At 70.6% G+C, this 20509-nt stretch carries 15 protein-coding genes; 10 read left to right on the top strand and 5 right to left on the bottom strand.

Features of this window, described 5'->3' with window-relative positions; all coding sequences use genetic code 11:
* Positions 1 to 5: 5 nt before the first annotated feature.
* Positions 6 to 1397: an amidohydrolase family protein gene (locus ACFXOO_RS10405; RefSeq protein WP_378842391.1), complete on the bottom strand. Its 1392-nt coding sequence runs from the start codon at positions 1395 to 1397 to the stop codon at positions 6 to 8.
* Between the two features lie 202 nt (positions 1398 to 1599).
* On the opposite strand from ACFXOO_RS10405, the gene ACFXOO_RS10400 reads away from it, so the two are divergent.
* Genes ACFXOO_RS10400 through ACFXOO_RS10380 form a run of 5 tightly spaced genes read left to right on the top strand, consistent with a single transcriptional unit; the run spans position 1600 to position 10947 of the window.
* A complete protein-coding gene (locus ACFXOO_RS10400; protein WP_394563471.1) occupies positions 1600 to 3144 on the top strand; it encodes a nucleobase:cation symporter-2 family protein in 1545 nt (514 codons plus the stop codon).
* 34 nt (positions 3145 to 3178) lie between these two features.
* Positions 3179 to 6454, top strand: a complete 3276-nt coding sequence (locus tag ACFXOO_RS10395; RefSeq protein ID WP_394563470.1) for a DUF2126 domain-containing protein — start codon at positions 3179 to 3181, stop codon at positions 6452 to 6454.
* Positions 6451 to 9060, top strand: coding sequence for a circularly permuted type 2 ATP-grasp protein (locus ACFXOO_RS10390; RefSeq protein WP_378842397.1), 2610 nt, complete (start codon positions 6451 to 6453; stop codon positions 9058 to 9060). The genes ACFXOO_RS10395 and ACFXOO_RS10390 overlap by 4 nt, the downstream gene beginning before the upstream one ends.
* Positions 9057 to 9935 carry a transglutaminase N-terminal domain-containing protein gene (locus tag ACFXOO_RS10385; RefSeq protein WP_394563469.1) on the top strand — a complete coding sequence of 293 codons (879 nt, stop codon included), beginning with the start codon at positions 9057 to 9059 and terminating at the stop codon, positions 9933 to 9935. Before ACFXOO_RS10390 ends, ACFXOO_RS10385 begins: the two co-directional genes overlap by 4 nt.
* Positions 9936 to 9948: 13 nt before the next feature.
* Positions 9949 to 10947 carry a putative zinc-binding metallopeptidase gene (locus ACFXOO_RS10380; RefSeq protein WP_378842401.1) on the top strand — a complete coding sequence of 333 codons (999 nt, stop codon included), beginning with the start codon at positions 9949 to 9951 and terminating at the stop codon, positions 10945 to 10947.
* A 46-nt stretch (positions 10948 to 10993) separates the two neighbouring features.
* Here the strand turns inward: ACFXOO_RS10380 and pucL are convergent, their stop codons facing one another.
* The 4 genes from pucL to ACFXOO_RS10360 are packed head-to-tail and all read right to left on the bottom strand — an operon-like array spanning position 10994 to position 13498.
* On the bottom strand, positions 10994 to 11902 hold the full coding sequence (pucL, locus tag ACFXOO_RS10375; RefSeq protein ID WP_378853348.1) for a factor-independent urate hydroxylase: 909 nt from the start codon (positions 11900 to 11902) through the stop codon (positions 10994 to 10996).
* 5 nt (positions 11903 to 11907) lie between these two features.
* Positions 11908 to 12273, bottom strand: a complete 366-nt coding sequence (uraH, locus tag ACFXOO_RS10370) for a hydroxyisourate hydrolase (RefSeq protein ID WP_378852629.1) — start codon at positions 12271 to 12273, stop codon at positions 11908 to 11910.
* Positions 12274 to 12277: 4 nt separating this feature from the next.
* The gene (gene uraD, locus ACFXOO_RS10365) at positions 12278 to 12808 is read right to left on the bottom strand and encodes a 2-oxo-4-hydroxy-4-carboxy-5-ureidoimidazoline decarboxylase (protein ID WP_394563468.1); all 531 of its coding nucleotides are present in this window, start codon (positions 12806 to 12808) and stop codon (positions 12278 to 12280) included.
* Between the two features lie 48 nt (positions 12809 to 12856).
* Positions 12857 to 13498: a helix-turn-helix domain-containing protein gene (locus ACFXOO_RS10360; RefSeq protein WP_378842407.1), complete on the bottom strand. Its 642-nt coding sequence runs from the start codon at positions 13496 to 13498 to the stop codon at positions 12857 to 12859.
* 263 nt (positions 13499 to 13761) lie between these two features.
* Between ACFXOO_RS10360 and ACFXOO_RS10355 the strand changes: the two genes are divergently transcribed.
* The 5 genes from ACFXOO_RS10355 (at position 13762) to ACFXOO_RS10335 (ending at position 20465) form a co-directional block, all read left to right on the top strand.
* A complete protein-coding gene (locus ACFXOO_RS10355; protein ID WP_394563467.1) occupies positions 13762 to 15426 on the top strand; it encodes an NCS1 family nucleobase:cation symporter-1 in 1665 nt (554 codons plus the stop codon).
* Positions 15423 to 16139 (top strand): aspartate/glutamate racemase family protein, encoded by a 717-nt coding sequence (locus ACFXOO_RS10350; RefSeq protein WP_378852633.1) that lies wholly within the window; start codon positions 15423 to 15425, stop codon positions 16137 to 16139. The genes ACFXOO_RS10355 and ACFXOO_RS10350 overlap by 4 nt, the downstream gene beginning before the upstream one ends.
* Positions 16140 to 16262: 123 nt before the next feature.
* Positions 16263 to 17642 (top strand): allantoinase AllB, encoded by a 1380-nt coding sequence (allB, locus tag ACFXOO_RS10345; RefSeq protein WP_394563466.1) that lies wholly within the window; start codon positions 16263 to 16265, stop codon positions 17640 to 17642.
* A gap of 50 nt (positions 17643 to 17692) precedes the next feature.
* The gene (locus tag ACFXOO_RS10340; RefSeq protein ID WP_394563594.1) at positions 17693 to 18859 is read left to right on the top strand and encodes an acetamidase/formamidase family protein; all 1167 of its coding nucleotides are present in this window, start codon (positions 17693 to 17695) and stop codon (positions 18857 to 18859) included.
* Positions 18852 to 20465, top strand: coding sequence for an AtzH-like domain-containing protein (locus ACFXOO_RS10335; RefSeq protein WP_394563465.1), 1614 nt, complete (start codon positions 18852 to 18854; stop codon positions 20463 to 20465). The genes ACFXOO_RS10340 and ACFXOO_RS10335 overlap by 8 nt, the downstream gene beginning before the upstream one ends.
* Positions 20466 to 20509: the final 44 nt, after the last annotated feature.

The raw sequence follows: 20509 nt of genomic DNA, 5'->3' as shown, positions 1-20509 counted from the left end.
GTTGATCATCCGGCGATCACTCGCCGGCCGCGGACGTAGACCTCGACGACGGATGCCTCTCGCATGCCCATCAGCAGGGTGAAGAGCTCGGCAGCCGGCCCCTGCTCGCGCGCGAGGTGCAGGGTCTGCTCGAACCCCGCCTGGGCGCCGGGCTCGATCACGACGAAGTCGGCCTCCTTGCCGGCGTCGAGGTTGCCGAACACCTCTTCCTGGTCCAGCGCGCGGGCTCCGGCGAGCGTGCCGAGGAACAGCAGCTGGGCGGGGTGTAGCGCGCTCGCCAGCAGGCTCTCCTCGCCCATGTGCACCTTGTAGCAGTCGTTGAGCACGCGCGGGATCAGCCACTCGTCGCCGCCGCCGATGTCGGACCCGATCGCCACGGTCACCCCCGACGCGATCGTGCGTCGCCACGGCATCGTCCCGCTTCCGAGGAACAGCTGCGACGTCGGGCAGTGCGCGATCGACGATCCGGTCTCGGCCAGACGGTGCAGTTCGCCGTCCTGGCAGTGCACGGCGTGCGCGAGGATGCTGCGCCGCCCGAGCAGGCTCTCGCCGCCCCGCCGCGATCCCGGCAGGAACAGGCCGTCGTAGGTGTCGAGGTAGGAGTGCACGCCGTACACGTCGCGCACCGCGGCGATCTCCCCGTCGCCGGGGCGGTCGTTCTCATTGAGGTGCGAGTGGAAGTAGATGCCCTGCGCGCGCACGTCGGCGTACAGGTCGCCCAGTCTCGCCAGCGTCTCGGTGGTCACCGAGAGGCTGAACCGCGGCACCACCGCCACCTGCGTGAGGGCGCGGCGAGGATCGACGCGCCCGACCGCATCCCGGCCGTGCCAGCGCGCGATCTCGTCGCGCGTGAGCCCGATCGCCGTGTCATCGTCGGTGATCAGGGCGGCCGCCGAGGACGGGCCGATGGTCTGGATGCCGCGACCGCTGACCGTGCGCAGCCCGGCCGCCAGGCCCGCCTCGAACAGCGCGTCCTGCGCCCCGGGGAACGCCGAGCCGAACACCATCGCCGCCGTCGTCCCGACCGCGGCGCGCCGCCGTGTGAACTCGGCGGCGACGAGCCGGGCGTGGTCGGGGTCGGCGAGTCGGGTCTCGGCCGGGAACACGCAGCGCTCCAGCCATTCGAGCAGTTGGCCTCCGCCGAAGGCGTCGGTGGTGAAGGTCTGCGGGTAGTGCAGGTGCGTGTCGACGAAGCCGGGTACGAGGTATCCGCTCGTCTCCCGCACGTCGTGGCCGGCCCACTCGTCAGGCACGTCCGCCCACGCCCCGGAGTACGCGATCGATCCCTGGTCGTCGACGACCAGGGCGCCGTCCGGCACCGACACCAGCGACCCGGCGGCCGCCACGAGCGTCGGCGACCCGGTGATGTGCAGGAGGTGCCCGCGGTGGATCGTCACGGTGGAGCCTCCAAGTAGCGCCGCTCGAGACGGCGGCGAGAGCGATTCTGGTTTCCCCGAATTGCCGCCACGTAACGCCGCCGTAAATCCTGCGCGACGGTCGGCGCCGGAGGTGGCGCCCGCGCGCCGGGAAGCTCTAGCTTCACTTCCAGGCGAGGGCGTGGCCCGTTCGGGTGCGCTCCATTATCCAGAGGAGCCACCGATGTCCACCACCGAGCGACCGCCGACCGGCGACACCTCCCGCAAGAAGAAGGGCAAGCGCCCGGACGACAACACCGTCGACGGCGTCCCGCCCCTCGCGCGCCTGTTCCCCCTCGGGCTGCAGCACGTGCTGGCGCTGTACGCCGGCGCGGTCGCGGTTCCGCTCATCGTCGGCGGCGCACTCGGGTACTCCGCTCAGGACCTCGCCTTCCTGATCAGTGCCGACCTGTTCATCGCCGGCATCGCCACCATCGTCCAGTCGGTCGGCTTCTGGCGCTTCGGGGTGCGACTGCCGCTCATGCAGGGCGTGACATTCGCCGCGGTCGGTCCGATGATCGCGATCGGCACGCAGCACGGCATCACCGCGGTCTTCGGTTCGGTGATCGCCTGCGGACTGTTCATGATCCTGATCGCGCCGTTCTTCGCCCAGCTGCTGCGGTTCTTCCCGCCGATCGTCACCGGCACCGTCATCCTCATCATCGGGCTGTCGCTGATGAGGGTCGCCGCCGGCTGGATCATGACCGGCTCGACTCCGGAGGAGCCGGGCGCGCCGCCGGTGAACATCGCCTTCGCCGCCGGGACGGTGGCCTTCATCATCCTGATCGAGCGGTTCGGACCGCCCGCGCTGGCCCGCACGTCCGTGCTGCTGAGCCTCGTGCTCGGCACGATCGTCGCGCTCTTCGTCCCCGGAATGGTCGACTGGTCGGGCGTCGCCGAGGCCGGCTGGTTCGCGGTCGTCACCCCCTTCCACTTCGGCCTGCCGACGTTCGAGATCGCCTCGATCGTGTCGATGCTGATCGTCGGCATCGTGATCATGACCGAGACCACCGGCGACATGATCGCGGTGGGGGAGATCGTCGACAAGCCGGTCACGCGCCGTCAGCTCGCCGACGGCCTCCGCGCCGACGGCCTCGGCACGGTGCTCGGCGGGATCTTCAACACGTTCCCGTACACGGCGTTCGCGCAGAACGTCGGGCTCGTCTCGCTCACGGGTGTGCGCTCGAGGTACGTCGCCACGATGGCCGGCGCGATCCTCGTGGTACTGGGGCTCATCCCCAAGGTCTCGGCGATCGTCGAGGGCGTTCCCCGCGCCGTGCTGGGCGGCGCCGGGATCGCGCTGTTCGGCATGGTCGCGGCATCCGGGATCCGCACGCTGGCGAAGGTCAGGTTCAACAATCGCAACGTGCTCATCGTGGCGATCTCGGTCGGCGTCGCCTTGCTGCCGACGGTCGCTCCCACGATCTACGACCGCTTCCCGGACTGGTTCACCCTCATCTTCGACTCGGGAATCAGCGCGGGTGCGATCGTCGCGATCCTGCTGAACCTGCTGCTGAACACCGAGGAGATGCGCAGAGAACACGCCTCCGACCCTGCGATCGGGGCATCCGATGCCGTCCGGGGCCCGGCTGCGGCCGCCCTCGTGCACCCGGAGGCCGAGGGGACGGGCCTGATCCCCACTCAGCTGCTCGATACCGGCGACCAGGCCGCCGCACGGGCCGACGAACGACCCGCGAAGGACGACGCGGGGGGCCCGGCGCGCGCGTAACCCACGCGCAACAGTTGTAGGACAGGCTTAGGCCATGTCGATCAAGGTCGCTCTCGAGCACTACACGAGTTACGAGTTCGCACGTCCGGTGACGGTGCACCCGCACCTCGTGCGCTTGAGGCCGGCTCCGCATGCGCGCACGCCGATCGAGGCGTATTCGCTCGACATCTCGCCGAAGAACCACTTCCTCAACTGGCAGCAGGACCCGTTCGGCAACTGGGTGGCACGCATCGTCTTCCCCGAGAAGGTGAGCCACCTCGAGATCACGGTCGGACTGGTCGCCGACATGATGGTGATCAACCCGTTCGACTTCTTCATCGAGGAGTACGCCGAGCGCTTCCCGTTCCACTACACGCCCGAGCTCGCGGCAGATCTCGCTCCCTATCTCTCGCCGGTGCAGGACAGCGACGATGCCGGAGCGTGGATGCAGGGTCTGCCGCCGCTGCCGGCCGACGGTGTGGCGACGGTGACGTTCCTGGCTGATCTGAACGCCGCCGTCACCGGCGCCGTCGCGTACGACGTGCGCATGGAGCCGGGGGTGCAGAGCCCTGACGAGACGCTGCGGATCGGCATCGGATCCTGCCGTGACAGCGCCTGGCTGCTGGTCAGCCTGCTGCGGAAGTACGGGCTCGCCGCCCGCTTCGTCTCGGGCTACCTCGTGCAGCTGGCGGCCGATCAGAAGTCGCTCGACGGGCCGAGCGGTCCCGAGGAGGACTTCACCGACCTGCACGCCTGGGCCGAGGTGTACGTGCCGGGGGCCGGCTGGATCGGAATGGATGCCACCAGCGCGCTCTTCGCCGGGGAGGGCCACATTCCGCTCAGCGCGACACCGCACCCGAGCACGGCCGCGGCCATCGAGGGCGGGACGGAGCCGGTCGAGGTGCGCTTCGACTTCCACAACGAGGTGCGGCGCATCCACGAGGACCCGCGCACCACGAAGCCCTACACATCCGCGCAGTGGGAGCGCATCGACGCGCTCGGCGAGAGCGTCGACGAGCGACTCCGGGCGGGTGACGTGCGCCTCACGATGGGCGGCGAGCCCACGTTCGTCGCGCTGGACGATGCCACGGCGAAGGAATGGAACACCGCCGCAGACGGCGAGCACAAGCGAGAGCTGGCGAACGTCCTCGCCGGACGGCTGCGGAGAACCTACGCGCAGGGCGGCGTCGTGCATCGCGGCGACGGCAAGTGGTACCCGGGCGAGCGGCTCCCGCGCTGGAACATCGCACTGCAGTGGCGCACCGACGGCGTGCGGCTGTGGTCGAACCCCGACCTGTTCGCCGATCCGTGGAGCGATGAGCCGACCCCGGGGGCACCGGCGCTGGCCCGGGCGCTCGCCCGCCGTGTCACGGAGGTGCTCGGCCTGCCCGACGGGCAGCTGCTCCCCGCGTTCGAGGACCCGCTGGCAGAGCTCGCGGCCGAAGTCCGCAAGCCCGAAGGCCCCGCGCCGGGCGAGGATCCCGATGCGGAGGGGCTCGTCGGGATGGATGCCGCCGTCGTGGAACCGACGGGGTGGGTGCTGCCGCTGACCACCGAGGACGAGTGGACGAGCCCGTCCTGGCGCTTCCGCCGCGGCCGGCTCGTACTGCGGCAGGGGACCAGCTCGATCGGGCTGCGACTGCCGCTGGACTCGGTGTCATGGGTGGATCCGGAGCAGCCCGGGGAGCCGTCGTATCTCGAAGCCGGCCCGCCCCTCTATCCGCGCGTGCCGTCGGTCGCGATCGTCGATCCCGACGGCGCCAAGACCACCGCCCTCACGTTCGAGGGCCGCGACGGGTTCGTCCGCGTCTACCTCCCGCCCACCACGACGCTCGAGGCGTACACGGCGCTGCTCAAGGTGGTCGAGATCGGGGCGGCGGATGTCGCGGTGCCGATCGTGCTCGAGGGCTACGGCCCTCCGAACGACGCGAGGATCACCCAGCTGATCGTGACGCCCGATCCCGGTGTGATCGAGGTGAACGTGCAGCCCACCTCGTCGTGGGCCGACCAGCGCGACCTGACGGTGACGCTCTACGAAGAAGCGCGGCAGAGCCGCCTCGCGACCGAGAAGTTCGACCTCGACGGTCTGCACACCGGCACGGGCGGCGGCAACCACATCACGCTGGGCGGCAGCCAGCCCATCGATTCGCCCCTGCTGCGGCGGCCGGACCTGCTCACGAGCCTCGTCACCTACTGGCAGCGGCATCCGAGCCTGTCCTATCTCTTCTCGGGGCGGTTCATCGGCCCGACGAGCCAGGCGCCGCGCTTCGACGAGGGCCGCCCCGAAGCCGTCTACGAGATGGAGATCGCGATCCAGGAGGTGCACCGTCTGGCAGGGATGGCCCGCGCGGAGGATGACGAGCACCCGCTGCCGTGGCTGGTCGACCGCGCGCTGCGGCACCTGCTGACCGACCTGACCGGCAACACGCACCGGGCCGAGTTCTGCATCGACAAGCTCTACAGCCCCGACAGCAGCCGCGGCCGCCTCGGACTGCTCGAGCTGCGTGGGTTCGAGATGCCGCCGCACGCCGAACTCGCGCTCGTGCAGGCGCTGCTCGTGCGCAGCCTCGTCGCGATGTTCTGGGAGAAGCCGCTCGATGCTCCTCTCGTGCGCTGGGGAACCCGTCTGCACGAAGACTTCCTGCTGCCGCACGGCGCGCACGACGACATCGCGCAGGTCGTGCACGACCTCCGTGCCCACGGCATCGCGTTCGAGGAGAGCTGGCTCGATCCGTTCGTGGAGTTCCGGTTCCCGCGGATCGGCATGACGCGGATCGCGGGGCCCTCGGGCGAGGCCATGGAGCTCGAGCTGCGACAGGCCATCGAGCCGTGGCACGTGCTCGGCGAGGAGACCAAGGCCGGCGGCACGGCGCGCTACGTCGACTCGTCGGTGGAGCGCATCCAGGTCACCGTGCGCGGCGTCGACGTGAACCGCCAGCTGGTGACATGCCAGGGTGTACCTGTGCCCCTCACGCCGACCGGACACCTCGGCGAGTACTACGCTGGGGTGCGCTATCGCGCCTGGCAGCCGTGGTCGGCGCTGCACCCTTCGATCGAAGCGCACGCGCCGCTGGTGTTCGACATCGTCGACATCGACTCGGCCGTGAGCCTCGGCGGGGCGACCTATCACGTGGTGCACCCGGGCGGACGCTCGTACGACCGGCCGCCGATCAACGCGAAAGAGGCCGAAGCGCGGCGGGCCGGGCGATTCGAGCCCCGGGGCCACACCTCGGGTGCCCTCGACATCGCCGCGATGCACGATCGCGCGCGACGCGCGGCTACGATCGACTACCCGCACACGCTCGACCTTCGGAGGGTTCCCCCGGCGTGACCCTGCTCCGCGACTACGCCGCTGCGCTGACGCAGCCGACGCTGCCGATCTCTCCGGGGAACGGCGGCATGTCGGGCGCGCGCTACGACGAGGTCATCGGACCCGACGGAGCCCTGCGTGCGGCGTGGAAGGGCATCGGCTCGACGGCCGCGAACCTCACCTCCGAGGAGCTGCGGCGCCTCGAGGAGGAGATCGCGAGGTCGCTCGTCGACGACGGCGTGACCTACGGCCATCCCGACGACGGCCCGCGTCCGTGGCGTCTCGATCCGATGCCGCTGGTGCTGGATGCCGCGAGCTGGCGACGGCTCGAGACCGGTCTTGCGCAGCGCGCCGAGCTGCTGAACGCCGTGCTCGCCGACGTCTACGGCGCGCAACGGCTGCTCGCCGACGGCGCGATCCCGGCGTCGGTCATCGTGGGGCATCCCGGATTCATCCGCGCGGTGGCGCGGCCGAGCGCTGTGGACGCCCACCCGCTGCTGCTGTCGGCGACCGACCTCGGTCGCGACGCCGACGGAGAGTGGCGCGTCCTCGCCGACCGCGTGCAGGCGCCGTCGGGCCTCGGATACGCGATGGCCAACCGACGCGTCATCGCCCGCCTGCTGCCCGAGCTCTATCAGGACGCCGAGCTGCACCGCCTCGACCCGTACTTCGCCGCGCTCCGCGACGCGCTGCTCGGATGCGCCGAGCCCGACAACCCCAACCCGCGCGTCGTGGTCCTGAGCCCCGGCACGCATTCCGAGACGTCCTACGACCAGGGTTTCATCGCCCACATGCTCGGGTTCCCGCTGGTCCAGGGCAGCGACCTGGTCGTCCGCGACGGCGCGGTCTGGATCAAGCCGCCGCGGTGGCCGAAGGCCGCCCCCGCCGATCGCGTCGACGTCATCCTGCGGCGGGTGGACGCCCCGTACAGCGATCCCCTCGAGCTGCGCGGCAACTCCCGCCTCGGTGTCGCCGGTCTGGTCGAGGCGGTGCGCCGCGGCCGCGTGCGTGTCGTCAACGGGCTGGGCGCGGGCGTGCTCGAGAACCCGGCGCTGCTGCCGTTCCTCCCCGCGCTCAGCGAGCGGCTCCTCGGCGAGCAGCTGCGCATCCCGTCGACGACGGCATGGTGGTGCGGCGACCCGACGGGCGTGGCCGAGGTGCTGCACCGCCTCGAGACCGACCCGCAGTCGGTCATCGTCCGCACGATCGACGGTGCGCTCGCCGGAGCGGCGCGGCCGGATGTCGTGGGGCCGGATGCCGCGACCTCCGCGTCGGACGTCGCCACGGGTGTCGCCGCCGAGGTCGTGGACGGCGCCGGTGCTGCGGCGACGGTCATGGGCCCCGACGAGCTGCGCGCCCGCATCCTCGCTGAGCCGTACCGGTACGTCGGGCTCGAACGTCTGCCGCTGTCGCAGGCGCCGACGTGGGGGGAGGGTCAGCGCGTGCATCCGCGATCGATGATCCTCCGCACGTTCACGGTGCGGCACCGGTCGGTCTACCGGCCGATGATGGGCGGCATGGCGACGCTGTTCGACGAGGCCGGAGTGCCGCTGACGAAGGACGTCTGGGTGATCAAGGCGGACCCGGAGGACGCCGACCAGGGCCTGTCGGCCGTCACGCCCCTCACGCTCGTCCCCTCGATCCCGGCGCTCGCGCCGCGCGCGCTCGAAGACATGTTCTGGGCCGGACGCTACGCCGAGCGGGCCGAAGACCTGCTGCGGCTCGTCGTCACCACCCACGCCCATCTCGAGCAGCGCAGGGGCGTCGACGGCGACGTCGTGCCGGTCCTCCTCGGCGCGACCGAACGGCTCGCGGGGCGCCGCTGGCTCGACCCCGAGGCGGAGCTGCGCTCCCTCATCGTCGACGCCGACCGGCGCGGCTCGGCCGCGCAGTCGCTGGCCGCCCTCCGCACCGCGCTCGAAGGCGTCCGTGACCAGATGTCGAGCGATACGTGGCGGGTCTTCGGCCTCACCGACCGGGCTCTGCTCGGGGTCCGCGAGTCGGGCCACAGTCCGCACATCGCCGAGTTCGCGGGCAGGGCGCTGACCGGCATCCTGTCCTTCCAGGGCGTCACGGCGAACATGATCCGCGACACCGGCTGGCACATGATCGAGGCGGGGCGCTACCTCGAGCGGTCGATGCAGCTGTGCACCCTCCTGGCCGCGACCACGACCACGCGCCGCGGGAGTGCCGCGAACCGGGAGGTTCTGGACGGAGTGCTCGTCGCGTCCGAGAGCCTCGTCACCCATCGTCGGCGCTACCGCGGCTACGGGCGGGTCGCGAGCGTGTTCGATCTGCTGCTGACCGACCTCGACAACCCGCGGTCCCTCGGCTTCTCGCTCGAGCAGCTGCGCGTGCACCTTTCGGCGCTCCCCGACTCCACCGGCTCGACGCGTCCTGAGCGACTCCGGCAGGACCTCGCCGACGCGCTGAACAGCGCCGACATCGCAGCGATGGTCACCGCATCCGGGCAATCCCGTCCGGCGCTGGAGCTGTTCCTCCTCGAGACCGCGGCGTCGCTGCGCCAGCTGGCACAGTCGATCGCCGACCTGCACTTCGCCGGTGGCCCGCTGCCGCAGCTGATCTCGTCGCTGTCGCTCGTCGAGGAGACGGGGGTGCGCGCATGAAGTACCGCGTGACCCACCAGACCGTGTACTCCTACGACGGCAAGGTGAGCGACAGCCTGGGGCTCTATCACCTGCAGCCGCGCACACTGCCGTGGCAGGAGGTGGCGGATGTCGCGGTCGCGGTCACCCCGTTGCCGGCGGATGTCGCGCCGGACGAGGACTACTTCGGCAATTCCGTGACCTACTTCCACGTGCTCGAGCGGCACAAGCAGCTCACTATCGAGGCCACGAGCGACGTGTCGGTCATGACGCCGCGCTACGAGGACGACGCGCTGGCGACTCCGTGGGAGCAGGCCCGCCCGCTCCTTCACCCCGCGACCCCGCACGCGTGGGCGGCGGTGGAGTTCGCGCTCGAGTCGCCGAAAGTGGCCCACCTGGCCGAGGCGACGGCGTACGGGGCGGAATCCCTCACGCCCGGGCGTCCGATCGGCGAGGCCGCCACCGACCTCATGCAGCGCATCTACCGCGACTTCGACTACGACACGAAGGCGACGACGGTCACCAGCACGGTCGCGGACGCGATGCGCGAGCGGGCCGGGGTCTGCCAGGACTTCGCGCACGTCGCGCTCGCGTGCCTGCGCGGAAACGGTGTGGCCGCCCGTTATGTGAGCGGTTACCTCGCCACGCGGCCGCTGGCGGGAAAGCCCCGCGTGGTGGGGGCGGATGCCTCGCACGCCTGGCTCGCGGTCTGGCTGCCCACGTCCAACGAGTGGCTGGCGATCGACCCGACGAACAACCAGTGGGCGAACGACCGTTATGTGACGGTCGCCTGGGGTCGGGACTACGGCGACGTGTCACCGGTCAAGGGGATCATCTTTTCGAAGGCGAAGAAGTCAACCCTGCGGGTCGCGGTCGACGTCGCTCCCGTGGGCTGACACTGTTGGAGGAATGAAGGCTTATTCCTGTCGCATCTGCAGCGCACCGCTGTACTTCGAGAATTCGGTCTGCGTGTCGTGCGGGACGGGTCTGGGGTACTCGCGGGGCGAGCGTGAGATCGTGCCGGTCGACCTCGCGGGTCGCTACGTCGATGCTCAGGGCCTGATCTGGCACGTCTGCCGCAACCTCAACCTGTCGGGCTGCACGTGGCTGGCACCGCTCCAGGGCGGTCAGTGCTTCAGCTGCTCACTGACCCGCACGCGCCCGAACGACGCCGACCTGCCCGGCATCGAGGCGTTCCCGATCGCCGAGCGCGCCAAGCGCCACCTCATCGTCGAGCTCGACCGTCTCGACCTCGCCGTCGTGGGCCGGGAGGAGGACCCCGGGCGCGGTCTCTGCTTCGATCTGCTCTCCAGCAGCCACGAGAACGTCACGATCGGCCACGACGACGGCGTGATCACGATCGACCTCGCGGAGGGGAACGATTCCTACCGCGAGCGCATCCGCAGCAAGCTCGACGAGCCGTACCGCACGATGCTCGGGCACTTCCGGCACGAGATCGGGCACTACTTCGAGTGGCAGCTGGTCGAGGGGACCGAACACGAGGCGCGGGCCCGGGAGCTGTTCGGAGACGACCGGGCGGACTACCAGGAGGCGATCGATCGTCACTACTCGCAGGGGCCGCCGGCGAACTGGCACGAGAACTACATCTCGAACTACGCCACGATGCACCCCTACGAGGATTTCGCCGAGACGTGGGCGCACTTCCTGCACATCAGCGACACGGTCGACACCGCGGCCGCCTACGGTCTGGTGCCGTCGCTGTGGGCGGTCGGCGACGGTCGCTTCCGAGATCTGGTCATCGAGGTGTGGATGCCGATGGCCACGGCGCTCAACATGATCAACCGGTCGATGGGCCGCCGCGATCTCTATCCCTTCGTGATGCCGCCGGCCGTGATCGACAAGCTCGAGTTCGTGGCGTCCCTGCGGCCGGTGGTGCCCGCGGCCTGATCCCGCAATCGACTCCCGAGGTTCCCGGAGCAGGGCCCCCGCCCGCTCAGACGAACGAGGGGAGGTCGGCCCAGGCATCCGGAGCCGGCGTCACGCCGTCGCGGATGACCGTGCCCTCGATCAGGCCGTAGGGGCGATCGGCCGCCCAGAACACCTCGTTCTCGTTCTCGAGACCGAACGGCGCCATGTCGTACGCGAAGTGATGCTTGTTCGGCATCGCGAACCGGACCTCCGCGATCTCCGGTCGCGCCTCGATGGCCGCCTTGCCCATCTCCCAGAGGGTCTGCTGCAGAGCGAGCGAGTGGACGGTCGCGAAGGTCGACAGCAGCACGGCCGACACCTCGGTGTAGAGCGCGTTGTAGTCGATGCCGGCGTCGACGGCCTCGGGCAGATAGCGCCACCGCCCGGTCACCGAGGTGGCCATGATGCGATCGGTGGTCTCGACGAGCGTCGTGTACCGGTCCCGCGGGAAGCCCGTGAACTCGCTGCCCGACGACTTCAGCACGGTGAGGTCCTTCAGCCCCCCGGTGACGTGGGTGGCGCCGTCGATGATCTGCACGGCCGCCAGCCGGGTCGCACGACCGGACCGCACGAAGGAGTGATCGTGCGGTGCCCCGTCCGAGACGATGCGGTCCCACGCGTACTGCTCGGCCTGCCACAGCCCGCCCTCGATCCAGTCGAACCCGTCCACGAAGTGACGTCCGAGGCGCAGCAGGTAATCCTCCGGCGAGCCCACGCCGTGCTCCTTCGCGAACGCGAACGCCGTGTTCTTCTGGGTGTCGGTCGCGACCACGAGGGCGTTGTCGCCCACCAGGTACGAATCGACGAGCGCGGCACCGCGCAGCTGCGACGAGACGTTCAGATCTTCGATGTGGTGCACAGACCCGTCGCGGGTGATCTTGACGATGCGGTTCTCGGCCTTGCCGTACTTGTTTGCTCCCAGGCTGACTGACACCACTGCTAGCTCCCTCTGTAGGTGGAATAGGCGAACGGACTCAGCAGCAGCGGCACGTGGTGGTGCCGCACCGATCCGTCGTCCGTGGCGTCGACGGTGAACGTCACGGTGACCGAGGGGTAGAACGTCGGGGTCCCCTGCGCGGCGAAGTACTCGCCCGTCAGGAACGTGAGGCTGTAGTCGCCGGCGGGCAGCACCTCGGGACCGAGGCCGAGGCGACCGTCGGCATCGGTGCGACCGTGGGCGATGATCGTGCCCGACACTTCGCCGACGACGGACGAGCCGGATGCCTCGGCCAGGACGAGCCCGACGCCGGCGGCGGGACTCCCCGAGACGGCGTCCAGGACATGGGTGGTGAGGTGACTGGTCATGGTGTCATCCTTCCGTCACGCCCGCCCGCAGGCGCAGCAGCGCGATCTCGGCGAGTTGGCCGGTCGCCTCGTCGGCCTCGGCCTCCTCGTCGTTCGCCAGACGGCGTTCCAGCTCCGCGAGCATCTCATCGGGGCCGCGCCCGGCGGCGCGGATGAGGAACACCCTGCCGAAGCGCTCCTCGTAGGCCGCGTTCCCCGCCGCGATGCGGTCGGCGACCGAGGCGTCCGCGTCGTTCATCGATGCCTGTTCGCGCGCGGATGCCGCGGCCTCCGCCCCCGAGCCACTCGGGCGCTGCCCGATCCGGGGGTGGTGGGCCAGCGCTGCGTCCAGGTCGGCGCGGGACCAGCCGGCGGCGAGATCGGCCGCGCGTGCGGCGAGCGCATCGACGTCGGCGTAGGGCCGGCCCGCGACGACGTCATCGACCCACCAGGGGATCGAGGCCCACACGCGGACGACGGATGCCGCAGCCGCGGCATCCGCGTCGTTGAAGTCCCCGAGCGCGAGAGTGTCGGCCGGGGTCCCTGCGGGTGACATGCGCACACGCTAGCGGCCCCGCGTTTCCTCGGGATTACAGCGGGGCGGTCAGCGGTCCGGATGGACGATCAGCCATCGCGCGACGGCGGCCACGGCACCGGTGTTGTGGATGCGGTGCGGGGTCGAGCAGGGGTAGCTGATGGAGTCGCCGGGCCGCAGGATCACGCGCTCGTCGTCGAAGTCGATCGTCAGCTCGCCCGAGACCATGGTGCCGACCTCGTAGCCGTCGTGGCGGAAGAGCTCGTTGTCGGCGTGCGCGGTGCTGCCGACGGGATACATCGACTCGAAATAGTCGACGCCGGGGGTGCGGCCCGGCGCGAGCCGGCGGAAGGTCACCCCCGTGTCGAGCAGCACGCCGGTGGCGTGGTCGGCGCGCTGCAGTGTGAAACCGCCCGCGGTCGCGCCGATCTCGCGGACGATGTCGATCCGCGTGTCGAAGACGGCGGCGAGCGGGACGTCGAGGGCATCGGTGATCGCGATCAGCCGCGACACGCTCGGCCGCAGGACGCCGCGCTCGATCTGCGACACCGCGCTGGGCGAGATGCCGAGGGCGTCGGCCAGTTGCCGGGCGGAGAAGCCCTGCTGCTTGCGGAGGTCGCGCAGGCGCGGGCCGACATCGGCGTTCGAATCCGCCGCCGTCGCATCCACGGCGGCGCCGTCGACGGGAAAGGTGGCGGCACGGTCCGACATGCCCTGCATCCTATCCGGCGCTCCGATGCGGCCTCCTCGTCCCGGCCGCACCGCACGCCCGGGGCTCCGCGCGAGGCGGGCCGGGATGCCGAGATGAGAGCTCTGTAATGAAGGAGCAACTTCACACGAGCGTTACAGGGCAGAAACCTGCGGCGTCCCGTGAAGCAATAACTTCACATCAGCACCACCAGGCCGCGGACCCCACGTCGTGGTCATCCATGACCCGGGCATCCCCATGCCCTCCCCACCTGGAAGGTCTGTCCATGACGCTCAAAGACGGGGCGGCGACCGCCGCACCCATGACCAAGCCGCACGACATCGTCGAGGCGGCCGGCCACCCCACCGGGGGCGGCAACATGAAGCCCGAATACGACATCCGTCTCGCGAACGAGGATCTCGCTCCGCTGCGCAAGCAGAAGTGGACCTCCTACAACATCTTCGCGTTCTGGATGTCGGACGTGCACTCGGTCGGCGGCTACGTGACCGCCGGCAGCCTCTTCGCGCTCGGCATCGCGAGCTGGCAGGTGCTGCTGTCGCTCCTGATCGGCATCCTCATCGTGCTGTACTTCACCAATCTCGTCGCGAAGCCGAGCCAGAAGACCGGGGTGCCCTACCCCGTCGTGAACCGGGCGATCTTCGGCATCCGCGGGGCGAACATCCCCGCCATCATCCGCGGCCTGATCGCGGTCGCCTGGTACGGCGTGCAGACGTATCTCGCGTCGCTGGCGCTGAACATCGTCTTCCTCAAGTTCATCCCGGGCAGCGCAGACCTGCTCGACTACAGCTTCCTCGGGCTGAGCGCGCTCGGCTGGATCTCGTACGCGGTGCTGTGGGTCGCCCAGGCGGCGCTGTTCTGGAACGGCATGGAGGCGATCCGGCGCTTCATCGACTTCGCCGGCCCCGCCGTCTACGTCGTGATGATCGTGCTGGCGGTCTATCTCGTGTCGCAGGCGGGCTGGGCGAACATCAGCTTCGACCTGTCCGAGGGGGAGCCGCTCGACTTCTGGGCGTCCATTCCGGTCATGATCACCGCGATCGCGATCGTCGTGTCCTACTTCTCGGGTCCGATGCTCAACTTCGGCGACTTCGCGCGCTACGGGAAGTCCTTCGCGGCGGTCAGGCGCGGCAACTTCCTGGGACTCCCGATCAACTTCCTGTTCTTCTCGATCCTCGTCGTGGTCACCGCCTCGGCGACGGTACCCGTGTTCGGTGAGCTGATCACCGATCCCATCCACACCGTGGAGCGCATCGACACGTGGTTCGCGATCCTGCTCGGTGGACTCACCTTCGTGATCGCCACGGTCGGCATCAACATCGTGGCCAACTTCATCTCGCCCGCGTTCGACTTCTCCAACGTCGCCCCGCACAAGATCAGCTGGCGCATGGGCGGCATGATCGCCGCCGTCGGATCCGTCATCCTGCTGCCGTGGAACTGGTACTCCAACCCCACCGCCATCCACTACACCCTCGGTGTTCTGGGCGCGATGATCGGACCGCTCTTCGGCATCCTGATCGCCGGCTACTACGTCTCGGCGCACCAGCGCATCAAGGTCGACGACATGTTCACCATGTCGACCGAGGGCTCCTACTGGTACAAGAAGGGCTACAACCCGAACGCGGTCAAGGCGCTGCTGTGGGGCGGCATCCCGACGATCGTCCTGGCGATCTTCCCGAAGCTGATCGCCGACATGGGCGGAATCGACGTCTCGTGGATCGGCAACTTCACGTGGTTCATCGGCTGCGGGCTCGGCTACATGCTCTTCATCCTGTTCGAGCGGGCCGATCCACGGGTGCCCACCCTGGCCGGCCTGGCGGAGGGCATCTCCGACGGCACGCTGGACGGGGCCGCGGCGACGGCGAGCGCGGAGCCGCCGGCCATCTCGGCCGAGGTTCCCGTGCAGGCTGCGAAGAACGACACCCACGGATGAGGATCACCCTCATCAACCCCAACACCTCCCGGGCGATGACCGCGAAGATCGCGGCCGCCGCCCGGGAGGTGGCGGGGCCCGGGATCGAGATCGTCGCGGTGTGCCCCGACGAGGGTCCGTCGGCGATCGAGTCCCACTTCGACGAAGTCTTCGCGGCCGTCGCCGTCGTCGACCTCATCGACAAGGACCTCCGGGACGGCGGCAGCGACGCCTATGTGGTCGCCTGCTTCGGAGACCCCGGCCTGGACGCCGCGCGCGAGCTCGTCGATGTGCCCGTGATCGGGATCGCCGAGGCCGCGATGCACGTGGCCTCGATCTCCGGCCGGTCCTTCGCCGTCGTCACGACCCTCTCGCGCACCCTCGGGCGGGCGAAGGACCTGGTGGCGCGGTACGGGATGGCCGAGGCCTGCGTCTCCATGACGGGGTCGGGCATTCCGGTCCTCGACCTCGAGGACACCGGATCGGCCGCGTACGAGACGATCGCCGGCCTCTGCGCGGAGGCCGTCGCCGATCGGGGCGCGGACGTCATCGTGCTCGGGTGCGCGGGCATGGCCGACCTCTGCACGACTCTGACCGCCCGTGTGGGTGTGCCGGTCGTCGACGGGGTGGCGGCCGCGGTGGGGTTGGCGTCGGGGATGAGCCGCATGGGCGTCGGCACCAGCAAGCGCGACGAGTACGCGACCCCGCCGTCGCGCACGCCCGTCCTGCGCTGACGAGACCTCCACCGCCTTCTCCGTGCGGGCACGGCTCGAGCTTTTACGCGGGGGAAACGTGAGCGCATCCCGCCGGCACGCCGGATGGGGGAAGGTGGACTCAGGCGAGAGAGAAGAGAACTGATGCGCGAGGAGCGTTTCGTCGTCCGGTCAGGACGCGCGTTCGTGGACGGGGTGTTCCAGCCCGCGGCGGTGGTCGTGGAAGACGGCGGCATCATCGACGTCCTGGAGGTGCGCGGCCGCGTCAGAGGCGCCGCGACCGTCATGGTGCCCGACGATGCCGTGCTGCTCCCCGGCCTCGTGGACTCGCACGTGCACGTCAACGAACCCGGCCGCACCGAGTGGGAGGGGTTCCGTTCGGCGACGCTGGCCGCCTCCGCCGGGGGCGTCACCACCATCGTCGACATGCCGCTCAACTCGATCCCACCGACGACCACGGTGGACGCCCTCGAGATCAAGCGGGCCGCGGCCGCGCCCTCCGCCTTCGTCGACGTCGGCTTCTGGGGCGGTGCCGTTCCCGAGAACCTCGGCATGCTCGGTCCGCTGGCCGAGGCGGGCGTCTACGGCTTCAAGTGCTTCCTGGCGCCGTCGGGGGTCGACGAATTCGGCCACCTCGACCGCGCGCAGCTCGCCGCGGCGATGGAGGAGATCGCCGCGATCGACTCCCGGCTGATCGTGCACGCCGAAGACCCCGCGCTCCTCCACGAGCACGGAGCCCTCGGCCGCGAGTACGAGGCCTTCCTCCAGTCGCGGCCGCCGGCCAGCGAGGCATCCGCCATCAACGCCGTCATCACCGAAGCCCGTCGCACCGGCGCGCGCGCCCATATCCTTCACCTCAGCGATGCGGGGTCGCTTCCGGCGATCCGGGCCGCGAAAGCGCAAGGAGTGCGCCTCACGGTCGAGACGTGTCCGCACTACCTGACGATCATCGCCGAGGAGATCCCCGACGGCGCCAGCGAATTCAAGTGCTGCCCGCCCATCAGGGACTCCGGCAACCGCGATCTGCTGTGGGACGGGCTGCGGGATGGCACGATCGACGCCATCGTGAGCGACCACTCTCCGAGCACCGTCGACCTGAAGCGCTCGGGCGGCGGCGATTTCGGTCTGGCGTGGGGCGGCATCGCCGGCCTGCAGCTGGGGCTCTCGGCCGTGTGGACCGAAGCGCGTGGCCGCGGCATCCCGCTCGAAGCCCTCGTGCCGCTGTTCACCACCGGCCCGGCGCGCGTCGCCGGCATGCCCGACGTCGGCGTCATCGCCGAGGGGGCACCCGGTCACCTCACCGTGTTCGGCGTCGACGACCCCCTGCTCATCGACGCGAAGGCGCTGCTGCACCGCAACCCGATCACGGCGTACGACCACCGGCTCCTCACCGGGCGCGTGCGCCGCACGTGGCTGCGTGGCCAGTCGGTCTTCAACGTCACCGAGGGGGGCGCGGGCGAGGCTCCGGAGTTCCGCCAGGCCCGCGGCCGCCTGCTGACCGCCCCGGCCGGAGTGCAGGCGTGACGGCCGTCTCCTCGGCCGACGTCGCCGCGCCGATGCAGTTGGATGGAGCCATGGCGACCGACCTCGAGATCCTCCAGCCCGGCCGGGGTCCGATCCCCGGCGAGCACTACCTCGCCGCCTCGCCCGACACGGTCATGTGGGGGCGACTGCCCTGTGCGACGGATGCCGCGGTCCTGCGCATCGCGTCGGGTCAGACGGTCACGATCGACACCGTCAGCCACGAGGGCGTGCTCGAGGACCAGGGCAAGGACCCGCTGGCCTACTTCACCGGACACGGCGTGCCCGAGGCATCCGTGCTGGAGGACGCGATCGAGATCGCCGCGACGCTGTCGCGGGACCCCGCGGCGGACGGACCGCACGTCGTCACCGGACCCGTGTTCGTCGTGGGCGCGCAGCCCGGTGACCTGCTGAAGATCACGGTCGAGCGGCTCGACCTGCGGGTGCCGTACGGGGTCATCTCGAACCGCCACGGCAAAGGCGCGCTCGCCGGCTCGCTCCCGCGCACGCCGGGCACCGTGAGCGTGTTCGCACCCGTGCAGCGCGACGGCGACGGCCTGGTCGGCGCCCTTCCGGTCACCGAGGGCGGGGAGCGGGTCGTGCGGTTCCCGCTCGCGCCGTTCCTCGGCACCATGGGGGTCGCCGTCGCGTCCGACGAGCGCCCGCACTCGGTGCCGCCCGGCGCCCACGGCGGCAACATCGACATCAACCTGCTCGTCGTGGGCACCGTCCTCTACCTGCCGGTGCAGGTCGAGGGGGCGCTCGCCTACGTGGGCGATCCGCATTTCGCGCAGGGCGACGGCGAGGTGGCGCTCACGGCGCTGGAGGCGTCGCTGCGGGCGACCCTGCGCTTCGACGTGGTGCCGCGCGCGGAGGCGCTCGCCGAGTTCGGCGAGGTGGGCGGACCCCTCGTGCGCACGCCGGAGTACCTCGTGCCGACGGGTCTCGATCCCGACCTCAACGAGGCGATGCGCCGCTGCGTCCGCGCGGCCCTGTCTCTCATCGAGGCGCGCTGGGGCATGCAGGAGCACCTCGCGTACGCCTACCTGAGCGCCGCGACCGATTTCGACATCTCGCAGGTGGTCGACATCGTGTGCGGCGTGCACGCGCGCATCCGCGAGGCGGACTTCGCGGGCGTGGCGGGCGGGGGCAGGTTCGGCGGCGCGGGCGGAACTGCGCCGGATCGCCGGACGCCGCCGGGGGTGGTTCTCGATGAGTGAGGCTGCTGCCGAGGCGTCCGTCGACGACCCGGCGCTGCCCGACGACCTCCGCCGTGCGTTCGAGGCGTACGAGAGCGCGATCATGGCGAACGACCTCGACGCGCTGGACGCCGCGTTCGCGCCGGGAACGGGCACGATGCGCGGTGACGGCGCGGGGCTGCTCGTCGGACACGACGCGATCAGCGCATTCCGCGGGGTGCGCGGGGGAGTGCCGCCGCGGACGATCACGAGGGTCGAGCACCGGCCGTTGGGGGCGGATGCTTCGCTCATCGTGTCGGTCTCGCGCTACGCCGGCGGCGGGACGGGCCTGCAGACCCAGCTCTGGGAACGCATCGACGGGCGCTGGCTGATCACCGCCGCGCACGTCACCCCCCGCGCGCAGGCGCTCGACCGATCGGTGTGGCGCACCGTCGGCGATCCCCTCTGGCAGGGAGCGTGGGAGGGGCCGCTGCGCGGACTGACCGTGGCGGTGAAAGACCTCTTCGCCATCCGCGGGTACCGCATCGGCGCCGGCAATCCGACGTTCCTCGACGACGCGCGCGCAGAGAAGACCTCGGCGCCGGCGATCACCGATCTGCTCCAGGGCGGGGCGTCGCTGCGGGGCATCGCACGTACGGACGAGTTCGCGTACTCGATCGCCGGCGACAACGCGCACTACGGAACCCCTCCGAACGGCGCCGTGCCGGGAGCGCTCCCGGGCGGCTCCTCCAGCGGACCCGCGTCCGCGGTCGCCACCGGCCAGGCCGAGATCGGGCTCGCGACCGACACGGCGGGCTCGATCCGGGTCCCCGCTTCGTACCAGGGGCTGTGGGGCCTGCGCACGACCCACGGTCTCGTCCCCCGCCAGGGCCTGCTGCCCCTCGCGCAGTCGTTCGACACCATCGGCTGGCTCACCCGCGATGGCGAGACCCTGCAGCGGGTCGTCGACTGGTGCCTCAGCTATGACGGATCGGACTCCACCGAGAGCGTGCTCGGCGAGTCGGGCGAAGAGCTGCCGTGGAGCTTCCTCATCCCCGACGAGATCCTCGACGCGGTCGAGCCCGACACGCGCGCCGCGTTCGAGGCGCTGGTCGGGAAGCTGCAGCAGGGCACGGATGCCCCACCCGTGGCATCCGTCTCTCTCGGCGATCTCGGGGAATGGTACGAGCCGTTCCGCACCGTGCAGGCAGCCGAGGCGTGGCGCAACAACCGCGACTGGGTGCGCGAGCATCCGGGCGCTCTCGGCCCGGCCGTCGCGGAGCGCTTCCGGCTGGCCGCCACGATCACGCCCGCGCAGGAGGCTGCGGCCCGCACCGTCCTGACGGAGCTGAAGAAGCGCGTGCAGGGTGTGGTGGCGAACGCGGTGCTGCTGCTGCCGACCGTGCCGGGGCCCGCGCCGATGCGCACCTCGGTCGGCGCGCGGGTCGACGATGTGCGGCAGGCGACGCTGCGCATGACCACGCCGGCGGCGATCGGCGGGCTGCCCAGCATCTCAGCGCCGCTCCTGACCGTCCCCTCGAACCTCGGGTCCGCGCCGGTCGGCGTGTGCCTGGTGTCGCGCGCGGGCACCGACATCGCGCTCGTGCGGCTCGCGCGGCGTCTGGCGGATGCGGTGGCCCGCGCATGATCCGCTCGACCCCTCACATCGCACACCCCGTGACCCGCACCACC

This window comes from Microbacterium sp. P03, from assembly GCF_043556235.1.
Lineage (GTDB): Bacteria > Actinomycetota > Actinomycetes > Actinomycetales > Microbacteriaceae > Microbacterium.
Note: the sequence above shows the minus strand (reverse complement) of the source record. Positions and strands in the feature narration are given on the sequence as shown.

Coding starts and splice junctions, on each gene's coding strand:
- ACFXOO_RS10360 (WP_378842407.1), bottom strand. CDS start 13,498: ATGTCGGACCGTGCCGCCACCTTTCCCGTCGACGGCGCCGCCGTGGAT.
- ACFXOO_RS10340 (WP_394563594.1), top strand. CDS start 17,693: ATGGCGACCGACCTCGAGATCCTCCAGCCCGGCCGGGGTCCGATCCCC.
- ACFXOO_RS10400 (WP_394563471.1), top strand. CDS start 1,600: ATGTCCACCACCGAGCGACCGCCGACCGGCGACACCTCCCGCAAGAAG.
- ACFXOO_RS10350 (WP_378852633.1), top strand. CDS start 15,423: ATGAGGATCACCCTCATCAACCCCAACACCTCCCGGGCGATGACCGCG.
- ACFXOO_RS10355 (WP_394563467.1), top strand. CDS start 13,762: ATGACGCTCAAAGACGGGGCGGCGACCGCCGCACCCATGACCAAGCCG.
- uraD (WP_394563468.1), bottom strand. CDS start 12,808: ATGTCACCCGCAGGGACCCCGGCCGACACTCTCGCGCTCGGGGACTTC.
- uraH (WP_378852629.1), bottom strand. CDS start 12,273: ATGACCAGTCACCTCACCACCCATGTCCTGGACGCCGTCTCGGGGAGT.
- allB (WP_394563466.1), top strand. CDS start 16,263: ATGCGCGAGGAGCGTTTCGTCGTCCGGTCAGGACGCGCGTTCGTGGAC.
- ACFXOO_RS10395 (WP_394563470.1), top strand. CDS start 3,179: ATGTCGATCAAGGTCGCTCTCGAGCACTACACGAGTTACGAGTTCGCA.
- ACFXOO_RS10380 (WP_378842401.1), top strand. CDS start 9,949: ATGAAGGCTTATTCCTGTCGCATCTGCAGCGCACCGCTGTACTTCGAG.
- ACFXOO_RS10335 (WP_394563465.1), top strand. CDS start 18,852: ATGAGTGAGGCTGCTGCCGAGGCGTCCGTCGACGACCCGGCGCTGCCC.
- ACFXOO_RS10385 (WP_394563469.1), top strand. CDS start 9,057: ATGAAGTACCGCGTGACCCACCAGACCGTGTACTCCTACGACGGCAAG.